17 protein-coding genes are annotated in these 13,611 nt (G+C 59.7%); 6 read left to right on the top strand and 11 right to left on the bottom strand.

The features are described 5' to 3' along the window. Nucleotides 1–19: 19 nt before the first annotated feature. The 4 genes from PMI09_RS06215 to lgt form a co-directional block, all read right to left on the bottom strand. Nucleotides 20–1,171 carry a M24 family metallopeptidase gene (locus tag PMI09_RS06215; RefSeq protein ID WP_007789986.1) on the bottom strand — a complete coding sequence of 384 codons (1,152 nt, stop codon included), beginning with the start codon at nt 1,169–1,171 and terminating at the stop codon, nt 20–22. Nucleotides 1,172–1,176: 5 nt separating this feature from the next. Then, entirely contained in the window at nt 1,177–1,971 is a 795-nt protein-coding gene (gene pgeF / locus PMI09_RS06220; RefSeq protein WP_007789988.1) for a peptidoglycan editing factor PgeF, read from the bottom strand. A 96-nt stretch (nt 1,972–2,067) separates the two neighbouring features. Further along, nucleotides 2,068–3,168, bottom strand: coding sequence for a class I SAM-dependent methyltransferase (locus PMI09_RS06225; protein WP_007789990.1), 1,101 nt, complete (start codon nt 3,166–3,168; stop codon nt 2,068–2,070). A 25-nt stretch (nt 3,169–3,193) separates the two neighbouring features. Then, the gene (gene lgt / locus PMI09_RS06230; RefSeq protein ID WP_193385383.1) at nt 3,194–4,075 is read right to left on the bottom strand and encodes a prolipoprotein diacylglyceryl transferase; all 882 of its coding nucleotides are present in this window, start codon (nt 4,073–4,075) and stop codon (nt 3,194–3,196) included. Between the two features lie 282 nt (nt 4,076–4,357). On the opposite strand from lgt, the gene PMI09_RS06235 reads away from it, so the two are divergent. From PMI09_RS06235 to PMI09_RS06250, 4 genes are all read left to right on the top strand, one after another. Continuing rightward, complete coding sequence (locus PMI09_RS06235) at nt 4,358–4,618, top strand: accessory factor UbiK family protein (protein WP_007534115.1); 261 nt, start codon at nt 4,358–4,360, stop codon at nt 4,616–4,618. A 392-nt stretch (nt 4,619–5,010) separates the two neighbouring features. Beyond that, nucleotides 5,011–5,511 (top strand): YbjN domain-containing protein, encoded by a 501-nt coding sequence (locus PMI09_RS06240; protein WP_007789996.1) that lies wholly within the window; start codon nt 5,011–5,013, stop codon nt 5,509–5,511. After that, nucleotides 5,512–6,330, top strand: coding sequence for a pyrroline-5-carboxylate reductase (gene proC, locus PMI09_RS06245; protein WP_007789998.1), 819 nt, complete (start codon nt 5,512–5,514; stop codon nt 6,328–6,330). A gap of 12 nt (nt 6,331–6,342) precedes the next feature. Next, on the top strand, nt 6,343–6,684 hold the full coding sequence (locus PMI09_RS06250; RefSeq protein ID WP_007790002.1) for a tRNA-binding protein: 342 nt from the start codon (nt 6,343–6,345) through the stop codon (nt 6,682–6,684). Here the strand turns inward: PMI09_RS06250 and PMI09_RS06255 are convergent, their stop codons facing one another. Genes PMI09_RS06255 through PMI09_RS06270 form a run of 4 tightly spaced genes read right to left on the bottom strand, consistent with a single transcriptional unit; the run spans nt 6,685 to nt 9,881 of the window. Further along, a complete protein-coding gene (locus PMI09_RS06255; protein ID WP_007790005.1) occupies nt 6,685–7,266 on the bottom strand; it encodes a DUF1349 domain-containing protein in 582 nt (193 codons plus the stop codon). Nucleotides 7,267–7,273: 7 nt separating this feature from the next. Beyond that, a complete protein-coding gene (locus PMI09_RS06260; protein WP_037082050.1) occupies nt 7,274–8,653 on the bottom strand; it encodes an ATP-binding protein in 1,380 nt (459 codons plus the stop codon). A 28-nt stretch (nt 8,654–8,681) separates the two neighbouring features. Continuing rightward, nucleotides 8,682–9,383, bottom strand: coding sequence for a response regulator (locus PMI09_RS06265; RefSeq protein WP_007790008.1), 702 nt, complete (start codon nt 9,381–9,383; stop codon nt 8,682–8,684). After that, complete coding sequence (locus PMI09_RS06270) at nt 9,384–9,881, bottom strand: MarR family winged helix-turn-helix transcriptional regulator (RefSeq protein ID WP_007790010.1); 498 nt, start codon at nt 9,879–9,881, stop codon at nt 9,384–9,386. 255 nt (nt 9,882–10,136) lie between these two features. On the opposite strand from PMI09_RS06270, the gene PMI09_RS06275 reads away from it, so the two are divergent. Then, entirely contained in the window at nt 10,137–11,027 is an 891-nt protein-coding gene (locus tag PMI09_RS06275; RefSeq protein ID WP_007790012.1) for a branched-chain amino acid aminotransferase, read from the top strand. Nucleotides 11,028–11,086: 59 nt separating this feature from the next. On the opposite strand, the gene PMI09_RS06280 is transcribed toward PMI09_RS06275, so the two are convergent. Together PMI09_RS06280 and PMI09_RS06285 are read right to left on the bottom strand one after the other, a co-directional pair. Further along, complete coding sequence (locus PMI09_RS06280; RefSeq protein ID WP_007790016.1) at nt 11,087–11,353, bottom strand: hypothetical protein; 267 nt, start codon at nt 11,351–11,353, stop codon at nt 11,087–11,089. Between the two features lie 236 nt (nt 11,354–11,589). Next, complete coding sequence (locus PMI09_RS06285) at nt 11,590–12,201, bottom strand: DUF1236 domain-containing protein (RefSeq protein WP_007790017.1); 612 nt, start codon at nt 12,199–12,201, stop codon at nt 11,590–11,592. A 253-nt stretch (nt 12,202–12,454) separates the two neighbouring features. Here PMI09_RS06285 and PMI09_RS06290 point away from each other — a divergent pair, with 253 nt between their 5' ends. Then, nucleotides 12,455–13,102, top strand: a complete 648-nt coding sequence (locus PMI09_RS06290; RefSeq protein ID WP_007790018.1) for an MBL fold metallo-hydrolase — start codon at nt 12,455–12,457, stop codon at nt 13,100–13,102. Between the two features lie 60 nt (nt 13,103–13,162). Here PMI09_RS06290 and PMI09_RS06295 read toward each other — a convergent pair whose 3' ends face one another. Beyond that, on the bottom strand, nt 13,163–13,564 hold the full coding sequence (locus PMI09_RS06295) for a BA14K family protein (RefSeq protein WP_007790020.1): 402 nt from the start codon (nt 13,562–13,564) through the stop codon (nt 13,163–13,165). Nucleotides 13,565–13,611 lie beyond the last annotated feature (47 nt).

A 13,611-nucleotide genomic window follows, 5' to 3' on the forward strand; every position in this document is an offset into this window, starting at 1 on the left:
ACACTTTTGGGATCCGGCTCTAGACGCTGATGAAGTCCAGAGAGTGACGGGAAAGCGCGCGCGGCGCATCGTCAGTCGTCAGGTAGGTCTGTCCGAGGGTCATTGCCGTTCCCGTGTCGGAGTCCATGATGATCATGTGCACGAAGAGCGACATGTTCGGCTCGATCGGCTGCTGATTGCCGACATGGAACATCTGATGCTCCATCCAGGACGGCGAGAAACGGGCGCCCAGCGAGTAGCCGCAGGCATTGAGACGGTGGCGGGAAAGGCCGCGCTCATCCATGATTTTCGCATGCATATCGAACACGTCCCCGAAGGTGTGGCCCGCCTTCAACACCGTTTCGATCGCCTGGATCGTCTCGAAGCAGGCATTGTAGAGTTCACGGTGGCGATAGGTCGGTTCACCGATGACGATGGTCCGCATCATTGCCGCATGGTAGTGCGCGTAGGTGCCGGCCCATTCGAGTGTCAACTGATCGTTCGGATCGAGTTTGCGGCGACCGGCCTTGTAGCGGCAGAGCAGGGCGTCCTCGGCGGAGCCAATGATGAATTCGTTCGCGGGGTAGTCGCCGCCACCGGCAAAGACGGCGCCCTGCATCGCGGCCAGAATGTCCGCTTCGTCCGCACCGGGCTTGGTCAGCGCGAGTGCCGCATCGAGTGCATCGTCGGCCAAAACAGCAGCACGTTCGACATATGCGACTTCGGCCGGGCTCTTAATCAGCCTCAGGCGGCTGACGAGATAAGAAGCGTCGACAATCTGTCCGAACGACGTCAACTGCGCATCGAGCATCCGGGCAACGCGGCCGGTCATGCCATGCGTATCGTATTCGACGCCGATCCTGGCACCGAGCAGGTCCATCTCGACCAGCAGGTTCTTGAGATCGACGGTCGGGTCGGCATTCACGCGGTCGACCCAGATCTGGACATTTTCCAGGATAGAAGTGTGCTTGGCCTGGCGCAGGTCGGCGGAGCGCGTGATCAGGGCCATCGTCCCGTCGGCCTTGACGACAAGGGTCTGGAAGAAGCAGTAGCCGAAGGTGTCGTAGCCGGTCAGCCAGTACATGCTTTCCTGCGCGAAGAGCAGCAGGGCATCCAGCTTTTCTTCCCGCATCTTATCGGTCAGACGCGCAAGACGGACGGCGAATTCGGGTCTGTCGAAGTGCAAGGCCATGCCGCTCAAGTCTCCCTGATTGCGATTGCAGAAATCTGCCGGCCGTAATCCGGCTCGTTATTATGTGTGGTCCGGCGATAAGAGAAGAAACGCTCGGCGTCGGGATAAGTGCAAAGCCCCAGGCTTTCCGCCCGGACACCCGCGGCGCGAAGCCGGTCGACTGTCAGCGCCTGCAGGTCGAACATCGCGTGCCCGGGCTTTTCAGAAACCACGAAATAACGCTCGTAGGATGGATCCTGTGTGACAAAGCGCTCCACGAATTCCGGGCCGACCTCGTAGCTCGCCTGGCTGATCGATGGACCGAGACAGGTAACGATTGCCTCCCGCTTCGCGCCAAGTCGGACCATGGCGTCGATCGTGTTTTCCAGCACACCGGTAAGGGCGCCTTTCCAACCGGCATGCGCGGCGCCGATCACACCAATGTCCGGGTCGGCGAACAGGATTGGTCCGCAATCGGCTGCCAGCACACCAAGCGCTATTCCGGGGGTTGCCGTTACCATCGCATCCGCTGCAGGACGGGAGCCATCATAGTCTTTGTCGACGATCACCACATCAGGGGAGTGGACCTGGTGCACGGTAGCAAGACGCTCGACGGGCAACTCAAACCAGCTTGCCACGCGGCGGCGATTTTCCTGAACCTTCTCGCGCTCGTCGTTCGAGCCGAGGCCGACGTTCAGGCCGCGATAGATGCCGTTTGAAACGCCGCCTTGCCGGGTGAAATAGCCATGGAGAATCGCGTCACCGGTTGCCTCTTTCAGCAGCGCGCTTTGGATCGGTGCCGGAGATGCTGCTTGTGTCATTAAAACTTCCAAGATTGCTTGAATTGCTTACGCGCCATTTCGCATGGCGAAGCCTTGTCGATTGCCGCGGATGTTGGCCCAGCAGTGCTCGGGCTGTCAATCCACTGAACGGAAGGGCATCAAATCCAGGGCCGGGTGCGAGACCGCCAAGACCTTGAAGAGTTCGCCCATGCGCCCTTCACCTTCGCCGGCCAGCCGATCGACTGCCGTTTGGATAATTTGCCGCGTATGTGCTTCGCGATCCCGGCCAAGAGCGGCGGCGCGGTCGAGAATGCCGAGGCCGACAAGAAAATCGCCTTGGTGAAGCATGCCGTTGACGTAGACGCCGGCTGAAGTCGTGGCCTGTGCCAGCGCCTGGAAATCGACGTGGCTCGTCAGGTCCGCTTCGCCCGGATGCGCCAGCGGCGGGTCATACTCATGCATGCGCACCGCCTGTAGCGTATCGCCGTAGCCGCTCACGAGATGCCCGTAGTCGATGGCGACAGCCGTGCCGCCACATTCCTTCAGCCGATCGCAGATCGCGAGCATCACTGACTGGCGTGCCGGCGAGACTTCAAACACCGTTCCCGGGAGCACGTCCTCTTCCGGCCAGGGGAGAAGGCTTGGATCGATCCCTGCCACGCCGGCACCGAACGTCAGTTCGCCCGCTGCGTCGACGCCGACCATACGTTCACGAAAGCCCGCCGGCGTCTTCACGAACTGACGGATCGGAATGGCATCGAACAACTCATTCGCCGCGACGAGCGAAAATCCCGGCGGCACTTCATCGAAACCCTGATGCCAGCTGACCTTGTCGCCATAGGAAGCCAGCGTCTCCTGCTGGATGTCGCGCAAGCGTCCGCTGGTTTCGACGAGGTGCACCGTCATGTCCTCAAAGAGGGGCGGCGCGATACGGGAAATGACACGCAGCATATCCGACATCATGGTGCCGCGGCCGGGGCCGATCTCGACGAGGCGGACGCCTGCGGGTGTTCCGTGCCGCTGCCAGGCGTGTACGACGAAGACGCCGATCATCTCGCCAAAGAGCTGGCTGACCTCGGGCGCCGTCACGAAGTCTCCCGAGCGCCCGAACGGCTCGCGCGTCCTGTAGTAGCCGTGTTCCGGATCGGCGAGGCACAGCGAGAAAAAGTCCGTGACGCTGATCGGGCCGTTCGCCTGAATGATAGCCTTGATCTTCTCACCGAGCGCGGTGCTCATGGATCCCCCTCCTGTCCAGCCGCGGTCAGTGCTGCAGAGCAGCCTGACGGCGGGCTCGAAGCATGGCCCAGATTCCCAGCAGAACCATCGGCGTGGAAAGCACCATGCCCATGGTGAGCCAATCGGTACCCAGCAGGTAGCCCAGCTGGGCATCCGGTTCGCGGAAGAATTCAACGAAGATGCGAGAGAGCGCATAGCCGCAGGCAAAGACGCCGGTGACGAAACCGGGAACCTTCAGAGCGCGGAAGCTGTAGATCAGAAGGGCGAGAACCAGGAGCAGCACGACGCCCTCCAGGCCTGCCTCATAAAGCTGGCTGGGGTGGCGAACAAAGTCGCCGCCGGGGCAATAGCCGTTGGTCTTCTCGATGTATTGGTTGCAGAAAACCATGCCCCAAGGCGCGTCCGTCAAGCGGCCCCACAGTTCGCCATTGATGAAGTTCGCGATGCGGCCGCAAAACAGGCCGATCGGGACGACTGCCGAGACGACATCGAACAGGCTCCAGATCGATATGCCGTTGCGACGTGCGAAGATGATCATCGCGATAACGGTGCCCGTCAGTCCGCCATGGAACGACATCCCGCCGTTCCATATCTGGATGGCCCGGATTGGGCTCTCGATCACCGACGGAAGATCATAAAAGAGGATGTAGCCGATGCGGCCGCCGAGAACGATGCCGAGCGCGACCCAGATGATGAAATCGTCGAGTTGCACCTTGGTGATCGGTGAAACATCGCCCGGCCACAGCTTGTTGTTACCGGCGATCTGACGCGCATAGTACCAGCCGAGCATGATGCCGGCGACATAAGCAAGTCCGTACCAGTGAATTGAGAGTGGACCGAGCGAAAAGGCGATCGGGTCGATCTCGGGGAAGGGCATGATCGCCATGAGATTGGCTACTGTCGGCAAGGTTTTCCCATTCGCTGGCGTGAGCCCTATGGAGTGACCGGTCGGACGTCAACGCGCTTCAGTTCAAGGCGTCCTTTGCGACTTTCTGAAGGCGCGCCAAGCTCGATGTGGGCGGAAGATGGCGCTGGGATCAAGAGCGGTCAAGTCGATTGTTGGCGATCGGAAGCCTACGAGCAGGCTTATCCAGAGCAAAGCGCTTGCATCCTTGGTGGCGAAGCCCTACCTCATTCTTGAGGGGCTAAAGAGGCCCTAAGTGGTATGTTGCAAAGGGAGAAAACCGCCATGACGACAGGAGCAAACCGCATCATGGACGAGTTCGCCAAGCTGATGACGGATGCCGCCGGCGCGGCCCAGGGTGTGCGTAAGGAAATCGAGACAGCCTTCAATGCGCAGGCGGAGCGCTGGCTCAATACGCTCGATATCGTCAAGCGCGAGGAATTCGAGGTCGTACGCGAAATGGCGATCAAGGCACGCGATGAAAACGACGCGCTACTTGCCCGCATCGCGGCGCTTGAAGAAAAGCTTGCCGCCAAAGGCAAGTAATTCCCGTTGTGACACAGGCCGTGGTGTGACCTTTATGAGACACGCCGCGGCTGCGACCTAAAAACCAGGTGCCGTTATCCACCTGTGGACACTGCCAAAAAGATCAATGGGCAGAGTCAGTTAAACCCTCCTTCTGAATCTAAAACCGAAAAGCTTTCCACAGTGCCGTTCCCTAAAACGGCTGTGAGGGGCTGGCGTGTCGCCTAGCCCGTTATACACTGATTTTAAATGATGATTCGAAGCGGTTGGTAAGCTCCAGGCAGGTTTGACTGCGTTAAGTCTGGTAGCGGTTCAACGGTCATCAGGGTTGGTGGTTCCGGCTGTTGCGTGTGTTCTCCTTGTGTCTCGTTGACGAAGTTGGTTCGCATTCACTCCGGTCAAGAAGGTGCTGCATGAGCCTCATGGAATTGGAAGTCGAGCGTCAGTCGAACCCGGTCGATATGATCGAGTACGTCGCCGCCAATAACGACTGGTCTTTCGAGCGGTCGGGCGATGACGAGATTGCGATGACGGTTGAAGGGAAGTGGACCGACTACCACGTTTCCTTTTCCTGGATGGAAGAGTTCGAGGCGCTGCACCTGGGCTGCGCCTTCGACGTCAAGGTTCCCGAACAGCGTGTCAACGAAGTCACCAAGCTCCTGGCCGCGATCAACGGTCAGGTGCTGATGGGACACTTCGATCTTTGGCGCCAGGAAGACGTCATCATCTTTCGCCAATCGCTGCTGCTCGCCGGTGGTGCCGAGCCGACCAATCGGCAGGTCGAGGTTCTGCTTGCTAGTGCGCTCGACACCTGCGAGGCGTATTATCAGGCCTTCCAATTCGTGATCTGGTCCGGCATGGATGCGAACCGCGCGATGGAAGCGGTTCTCTTCGAAACGGTCGGCGAGGCGTAAATGTCATCCGCATCTTCAGGTCCTGTCGTTCTCATCGGTGCCGGCAACATGGGGGGCGCAATGCTCTCCGGCTGGCTGAAGAGCGGCGTGGCCGGTTCCTCCATCGTGGTTGTCGATCCCGGTCCGTCTGACCAGATAATGAAGACCATCAACGATGCCGGCGTGACCCACGTTACCTCCGCTCCAGCCGGATTGACGGCAGGTGTCCTGTTCCTCGCGGTCAAGCCGCAGGTGATGGAAGCCGTGCTGCCGCCGGTGAAGGGCACGATCGGGCCTGAGACGGTGGTCGTTTCCGTCGCAGCCGGCAAGACGCTCTCGTTCCTTGAGGGGCATCTCGGCGAGGCTGCGATGGTGCGCGCCATGCCGAATACGCCGGCCATGGTCGGTCGCGGCGTCACGGGCGCCTTCGCCAATACGCGCGTCACGGCTGCGCAGCGCGAGCAAGTCCATTCGCTCTTGCGAGTATCCGGTCCCGTCGAGTGGGTTCCAACCGAAGCCGATATTGATGCTGTCACGGCGCTGTCGGGAAGCGGACCGGCCTATGTGTTCTATCTCGTCGAGTGTATGGCAGAGGCAGGCCGTAAACTTGGCTTGCAGGCGGACCTTGCCATGCGCCTTGCACGGGAAACTGTCGCGGGGGCTGGTGAGCTTTTGCACCAGTCCCCCGACGACGCCTCACGCCTGCGCCAGAACGTGACCTCGCCGGGTGGCACGACGGCTGCTGCGTTGTCCGTTCTCATGGCTGAGGATGCGATGCAGCCGCTTTTCGACAAGGCCCTTGCCGCAGCACGCAAGCGCGCCGAAGAGCTTGCCGGCTGAGGACATCCGAACATGGCTGACGAAATCACCTATGCCGACTTCGAGCGTGTCGACATCCGCGTCGGTACGATTGTCGAAGTGAGCCCGTTCCCGGAAGCACGGAAGCCGGCCTTCAAGCTGTTGATCGACTTCGGGGCGGAAATCGGCCTCAAGAAATCATCGGCCCAGATCACCGTTCACTATACGCCCGAGAGCCTGATCGGTCGGCAGGTTCTCGGTGTGGTCAACTTTCCGCCGCGACAGATCGGCCCGGTCCGCTCAGAAGTCCTGACGCTCGGCTTCGAGGACGAAGCCGGCGCCATCGTTCTTGCGGCAACCGATAAGCCAGTGCCGAACGGCAAGAAGCTGATGTGATCAGTGGATCTCGCGCGACAGTGGGTCGGTCAGCGAGAAAGCATGGAATACGGCTTCAAAACCGGCGCGTTGGGGCGAGCAGAATGCCGGGCCGACGGCAACCTCCACAAATGCCGGATCAAACCAAGCAAGCCGCGCCATGCGCCAGTCCTCCATGCGGTCTGTTCTGTATTGAATGAACAGAGCATCGCCAGTTCGCGTTACGCGCACGCCCATGCGGTCGAATGCGTGGTCGAGCCGAAAGGCTGACCAGTCGGAGTTGCGGTTGGTGACGACGACGCTGAAGTGCATTGCTCCATCGGTATATTCGATCCCGCATTTCATCCAATGCGTCGCGTCGGCCCGAACCATCATGCCGGCCTGGTCGTAGAGTTCCTCATAGCGTGCGGAGAAGGATACGTCGGCCGTGAAGTCGCCCTGCCGCGGCTGATGCAGGAAATGCGCGTCGTCGCGGTGAAAGCCGTAGTAGGTTCCTTGCCAGAAGTCCGTCTTCGGTCCGGACCAGACATGCAGGTCGCCGTTGCGCTCTTCGGAGCGAGGCGGCGGGTTCAGCCATGTCATTGGCGCCGTATCGATCGTCATCTGTTTTTCACGCGGGTAGGCGCACGGTCGCCCGCAGACCGCCCAGAGGGCTGTCGCCGAGCGTGACGTTGCCGCCGTGGCTTCGGGCGATGTCGCGGGCAATGGCAAGGCCGAGGCCGGTGCCCGAGGCATCGAGATTGCGCGCTTCATCGAGCCGGAAGAATGGCTTGAAGACATCCTCGCGGTTCTTCTCGGGAATACCCGGACCATCGTCGTCAAAGGTGATCGTCAGCCACTTGGCGCTGTGTTTGGCGTTGACGTCGAGGGTGCTGGCGTAGCGGCGAGCATTCGAGGCGAGGTTCGTCACAAGGCGCGTGAAGGCGTTTGGACGCACCGCAATACCGTCCTCGCCCTCTATGGAGTATTTGAGTGTCTTGCCCTCGTGAAGTTCGAAATCGGTCTCAAGCTTTGCAAAGAGGTCGCTGAGCTTCACTTCGCCGACGTCTTCTTCGACTTCGCTTCGTGCAAAAGCCATGTAGGCCTCGAGCATCGATTGCATGTCGTTGATGTCGTCGTTCAGGCCGTGCAGGTCGGGATTGTCGCCGGCCAGCGCCAATTGCAGCTTGAAGCGGGTCAGGATCGTGCGCAGATCGTGGCTCACTCCGGTCAGCATCGCGGTGCGCTGCTCCATCTGCCGCTCGATGCGCTCGCGCATCAGAATGAAGGCAAGGCCCGCGCGGCGAACCTCGTCTGCACCGCGCGGGTGGAAGTTGTCAGCCTTCTGACCCTTGCCGAAGCTTTCTGCTGCGTTTGCGAGCGCGAGGATCGGTCGGATCTGTCCCCGCAGGAAGAGGATCGATATGCCGATCAGCACCAGCGAAGCGCCGACCATCCAGACGATGAAGATGTGGGTGTTGGAGGCGTAGGTCGAGCTGCGTCTTGCCAGCACGCGAAGGATCTTGTCTTCGAGCTTGATGCGGATCTCGACGAGATTGGAATCGCCCAATGTGTCGATCCAGAACGGGCGTTTGACCTGGTCGCTGATCTCGTCGCTCAGGATGCCATCAAGGATTGAGAAAAAGGGCTTGGTTCGTGGCGGCGGAAGATCGCCGTCCGGTTCGATCGAGATCTGCAGGCCCAGCTGGTCGCGTGCTATGTGAGTGACCTCGCTGTAATCCGTATCCTGCGGGTAGGTCTCGATGATCTGGATGACCGCTGCAATGTCGCGTGTGACCGCAGCAGAGAGGCGCTGCGTCACCATCTGCCAGTGGCGTTCCATGAACAAGGCCGCGACAACGGACTGGAGCAGCAACATCGGGATGATGATGATGAGAAGCGAGCGGACGTAGAGGCCGGTCGGCAGATAGAGCCGTAATCTGCGGATCATCCACCGCCATCCGCGGGTGGGCGAACGGTCTTCGCGCCGAAGAGAGTCGAATGTCACCATTTGGTCGCTGGTCCCGGGGTTGCGACTGTCAATCGATGCTCAATCGGTATCCTATACCACGAACCGTCTGCAGCCAGACCGGATTTGCGGGATCGTCCTCGATCTTGCGTCGCAGGCGATTGATCTGCACATCGATGGTGCGCTCGCCGACATCGACATCGTTGCCGATAAGCTCATGCCGCGGAATCGTGTCGCCGGCGCGCTTGGCAAACAGCAGCATGATTTCCTGCTCGCGATCCGTCAACCGGACCACTTCGGAGGCCTTCTTCAGCTCCTTGCGTGTCAGCGAGAAGGTATATGGTCCGAACATCACCTGTTCGATCTTCGGCGCATCGTTCGAGACATTGCGGCGCAGGATGTTGTTGACGCGCAGCACCAGTTCGCGCGGATCAAAGGGCTTGGCCAGATAATCGTCGGCGCCCGCCTCCAGTCCGGCGATGCGGCTGCCCGATTCCGCCAGTGCCGTTAGCATGATAATCGGCACGTTCTTGATCGTGCGCAGGCCCCTGGTCACGTCGATCCCGGAATCGCCCGGCATCATGACGTCCATGATGATGAGGTCGAAATCCAGTCCGGCGAGCTTGCGTTGCGCCTCAGCACCGTCTGCGGCCACCGTCACCCTGAACCCGTTCTCGGTCAAATAGCGGTTGAGCAGAGCGCGGATACGCGTGTCGTCATCCACAACAAGCAAGTGCGCAGCGTCGTCCGAAATCACTGTCTTTGTCGCCATTCAGTCTGCTTTCGCGTTTTGTCTGTTACGCATACCCCTCAGGAAGGCCTTTATGCCCTCCCGTACCTCCGGAGAAGCCCCGTCGAATGCTCTCTCAATACGGCGCGATTGCGGCTCCGCCAGAGCAAGGGCCAGCTCGCGCCCCATCTTGGTAGGATAGAGCTTGCGCTGCCGCCTGTCTTCAGGCCCCGCAATCTGACGAATATACCCCGAATCGATGAGTTGTTTGAGCACTCTTGCGAGACTCTGCTTGGTAATCTTCAATGTATCCAGCAGATCGGCAACCGTCATGCCGGGGTTGCGGTTAACGAAATGAACGACGCGGTGGTGCGCACGGCCGAAACCGATCTCCGCAAGAATGGCGTCAGGATCGGAAACGAAGTCACGATAGGAAAAGAACAGAAGCTCGATGATCTCGAAATCGATGGTTTCCGTGTCTTCCATCGGCATTTTCAGCGGTTCGGGCTTGCCCGCCTTCGGGCTCGTCTGGCGTGCCAATTTGGCATTTCCTTTCTTGTTGCGCACCTCGGGGCAAGCTTTCGTAAAAATATGTCAGCATTGTTGACGTATCTCTGCGCCGTTGCTAGCTTCCCTAAGCGTTGCGAAGCGGGAAGAGGACGCCATTTCCACTGGAAATTTGGCCCGACTTCGCAAACTTCACTACAATGCGTAATTTTCCCCTGCGTGAGTGGATAAAACGTATTGGGGACAACAATCAACAGCAATGGCGTGCGGGCGCCGGAGGAGTGCGAAATGGCTTCAGTTCCCTTTGATCAAATGGATGGCGAAATCTGGTTCAACGGGGCGTTCGTGCCGTGGAAAGACGCAAAGATCCACGTGCTGACCCATGGGCTCCACTACGCAAGCGCGGTGTTCGAAGGTGAGCGCGCCTATGGTGGCCGGGTCTTCAAGCTGACGGAACATAACCAGCGCCTGCACAAGTCGGCCGAGATTCTCGGCTTCAAGGTACCATACTCGGTTTCTGAGCTGGATGCGGCGACGATCGAGCTCCTGAAGCGCCAGGGCTTTTCCGATGCCTATGTCCGCCCAATTGCCTGGCGCGGCAGCGAGATGATGGGTGTGTCCGCGCAAGCAAGCCGGATCAATGTCGCGATCGCCATTTGGCAGTGGGGGAGCTACTTCAATCCGGCCGAGAAGCTGAAGGGCATCCGGCTCGACATTGCCGAGTATCGCCGGCCCGATCCGAAGACAGCGCCTTGCGCATCGAAGGCCGCCGGTCTCTACATGATCTGCACGATTTCAAAGCATGCGGCCGAAGCCAGGGGATATGCCGATGCCATGATGCTCGATTATCGTGGCCAGGTGGCGGAAGCGACCGGGGCAAACATCTTCTTCGTCAAGGATGGTGTCATCCACACACCAACGCCGGATTGCTTCCTGAACGGCATTACGCGACAGACGGTGATCGAACTCGCGAAGCGTCGCGGAATCGAGGTGATCGAGCGCGCCATCATGCCGGAGGAGCTTCCGGGTTTCAGCGAGTGCTTCCTGACGGGCTCTGCGGCAGAGGTGACGCCGGTCTCGGAAATCGGTCCACATAAATTCACGCCGGCCACGATCAGCGAAACGCTGATGAACGACTACATGAAAGAGGTATATCCAGCCGCTGCAGCGGCCGAGTGATCTTTACCAGCAGGAGCGGCCGAGTTCCTCGCGAGCTCGGCCGTTTTTCGATGCGCTGTCTACCTCGCGCGAGCGACTACCGCGCCGACGATCGTCGACAGGATGCCGCCGCCGATCAAGCCGCCTATGCCGTCAGCAATGAGGCCGGTCATTGCGGCTTCTCCACCGACCATGCTGAGCAGCATGCCGCCGCCGATGCCGCCGATTGCGCCGGCGATCGTCCGGGCAACGGTATTGATTGCAACCTGCTTCAGTGCGCCGCTCGCAACATTGCCGCCGACGGCACCTGCTATCACTTGTGTGATGATAGGCAATAAGGCTTCCACGATTTCCCTCCTTTGCGTTTCCTCAAAACGCCGCTGCCGGCTGCGCGGTCCGAAAGGATAGCCAGCCATACAGGCGATCCGACGTCCGACTGGGAGCAGGGATATCGTCTGAATTTCAGTATTTTATCATGATTGAATGTAAAGTGGAATGGAGAGCAACCCATGCGTGAAAGTTTTCCACGCTGCCGTCAAAGAAAAGGCGCGCGAAGGCGCCTTTTCCATGTTGTGCATCATGGTCAGTTGTAGACATAAACGATGCGGCGAGTACCGGGGTCCACAAGAACCGGCTGATCGTTGATGCGGACATATCGATACTGATAGTCCGGAATCTCCCGGAACGTCACGTTATCCGGCACCGCTGCACCGACAACGACATCTCCGCGGAGGCGCACGGTCTGGGCCGGATTGGTTTGAACATAGGTCGTAACAGTTTCAGGCGGGCTGATCGCTTCGACGGAACCAACCGGGCCCAGCAATTCGTCACCTGGTGCCGGATCGGCAGGCGCGACACTCGCCGTTGTCTCATAGGTCACGACGGGAACGCCGAGATTGGCTTGGTGCTGTTCGACGATGACGCTGTTGCCAGCTTGTTCAACCTGCAGATACTGTGCATAGACCCAGCCACGGACGCCGTTGACGTCAACACGGCACCAACGGCTTCCCTGGATGCAGCCATCCAGCATTGCCTGCGAGCCACGTGTCACCATACCGATGGAAGGATACTGCGGGCCGGGGCCGGCACGAACGTTCAGATCGTTGATGGCCGTGGCAACCATGTCCGCCTGGGCAAGACCGGCGCTTCCCACGACGATCGCGCCAGCCAGGAACAGATTTCGCTTCAAGGTCATCTCGTTTCTCCTTGTTTTGTACAGGCAGGTAACGTTTTGGTTGATGGCGATGTTCCCGCGCGCCCAGTCTCGCCGGTAAACGATTGTATCAATGTGTTAAATTCGAACGGAACGGATGCCGAAACCTAGGCCCAGATAAACCTAGGCCCAGGTGTTGACGGCCTTTGCCTGACGCTGCGTTCGATAAATCCCGGGCTGTGCACGCCGCGGTTTCGGACTATAGGGACACAGGATATAGAGAAGCGAGGCACTCATGGGCATGCTCCAGGCCGGCATTATTCCGGTGACACCCTTTCAGCAGAACTGCACGATCCTCTTCGATCCTGAGACGAAGGAGGGCGTCGTGGTCGATCCGGGCGGGGATGTGCCGGCGATCCTTGATGCCATCAAGTCGAACGGTTTCAGTATCAAGGAAATCTGGCTGACGCACGGCCATCTTGACCACGCCGGCGGTGCGAAGGAGCTCAAGGAGGCTCTAGGTATTGATATCGTCGGCCCGCATGAGGATGATCTTCCCCTGCTGCAGCGGATCGAGACGCAGGCGCAGAAATATGGTCTGCCGCCGGGCATGCAGAACGTCGTTCCCGACCGCTGGCTGAAGGACGGTGACAAGGTTTCCTTCGGCACTCACGAGTTCGAAGTCTATCACACGCCGGGCCACGCGCCGGGCCATGTCATTTATTTCAATCGCGCGCAGAACTTTGCCCATCTGGGCGACGTGCTGTTCAACGGCTCGATCGGTCGGACGGATCTGCCGGGGGGGAACCACCAGCAACTGCTCGATTCGATCCGCGACAAGGTTTTGCCGCTGGGCGATGACGTCGGCTTCATTTGCGGGCACGGGCCGGGCAGCCGCATTGGTGATGAGCGACGCAGCAACCCGTTCCTGCAGGGGATCTGACCGACAAAATAAAAGCGCCGCTGAAAGCGGCGCTTCGTGTTCCATCATATAGTGCGACGATCAGCCAGCTGTGCAGAAGTGGCTGCGACCGTCGTAGCCGATGTAGGTGCCGCTACGCGGGTCGAAGGACTGGTAGCGATAGGAGCAATAGCGCTCCCACTGCGGGGTCCAGGGCTCGACGTCGGCACGATAATAGCGAGCCGGGGGCGCGCGATAGACCGGAGCGGCGTCGTATTCCGGCTCATAGGGGGGATCGATGTAGCGCGGCTCATCATAACGCGGGGCGCTGGCGATGGCAGAACCAACGATAAGACCTGTTGCCAAGCCTACGGCACCGCCGACGAGGGCATCGTCGTTGTGGTGGTGGCGACGCCAATCACCGGCGGACGCAACGCTGATCGACGATACGGTGAGGGCAGCAGCAGTTGCCGTCATGAGGAGCGTTTTCGCAAGCCTGTTCATTTGTCTTTCCCTGTTTCAACCGATTCCGGTTCTGCACCTTGATGATG

It is taken from the genome of Rhizobium sp. CF122, from assembly GCF_000282035.1.
Lineage (GTDB): Bacteria > Pseudomonadota > Alphaproteobacteria > Rhizobiales > Rhizobiaceae > Rhizobium.

What these genes read in the sequence shown, in the direction of transcription:
- PMI09_RS06215 (WP_007789986.1), bottom strand. Translation starts at nt 1,171, where the DNA reads ATGGCCTTGCACTTCGACAGACCCGAATTCGCCGTCCGTCTTGCGCGT.
- pgeF (WP_007789988.1), bottom strand. Translation starts at nt 1,971, where the DNA reads ATGACACAAGCAGCATCTCCGGCACCGATCCAAAGCGCGCTGCTGAAA.
- PMI09_RS06225 (WP_007789990.1), bottom strand. Translation starts at nt 3,168, where the DNA reads ATGAGCACCGCGCTCGGTGAGAAGATCAAGGCTATCATTCAGGCGAAC.
- PMI09_RS06235 (WP_007534115.1), top strand. Translation starts at nt 4,358, where the DNA reads ATGACGACAGGAGCAAACCGCATCATGGACGAGTTCGCCAAGCTGATG.
- PMI09_RS06240 (WP_007789996.1), top strand. Translation starts at nt 5,011, where the DNA reads ATGAGCCTCATGGAATTGGAAGTCGAGCGTCAGTCGAACCCGGTCGAT.
- proC (WP_007789998.1), top strand. Translation starts at nt 5,512, where the DNA reads ATGTCATCCGCATCTTCAGGTCCTGTCGTTCTCATCGGTGCCGGCAAC.
- PMI09_RS06250 (WP_007790002.1), top strand. Translation starts at nt 6,343, where the DNA reads ATGGCTGACGAAATCACCTATGCCGACTTCGAGCGTGTCGACATCCGC.
- PMI09_RS06255 (WP_007790005.1), bottom strand. Translation starts at nt 7,266, where the DNA reads ATGACGATCGATACGGCGCCAATGACATGGCTGAACCCGCCGCCTCGC.
- PMI09_RS06260 (WP_037082050.1), bottom strand. Translation starts at nt 8,653, where the DNA reads ATGGTGACATTCGACTCTCTTCGGCGCGAAGACCGTTCGCCCACCCGC.
- PMI09_RS06265 (WP_007790008.1), bottom strand. Translation starts at nt 9,383, where the DNA reads ATGGCGACAAAGACAGTGATTTCGGACGACGCTGCGCACTTGCTTGTT.
- PMI09_RS06275 (WP_007790012.1), top strand. Translation starts at nt 10,137, where the DNA reads ATGGCTTCAGTTCCCTTTGATCAAATGGATGGCGAAATCTGGTTCAAC.
- PMI09_RS06285 (WP_007790017.1), bottom strand. Translation starts at nt 12,201, where the DNA reads ATGACCTTGAAGCGAAATCTGTTCCTGGCTGGCGCGATCGTCGTGGGA.
- PMI09_RS06290 (WP_007790018.1), top strand. Translation starts at nt 12,455, where the DNA reads ATGGGCATGCTCCAGGCCGGCATTATTCCGGTGACACCCTTTCAGCAG.
- PMI09_RS06295 (WP_007790020.1), bottom strand. Translation starts at nt 13,564, where the DNA reads ATGAACAGGCTTGCGAAAACGCTCCTCATGACGGCAACTGCTGCTGCC.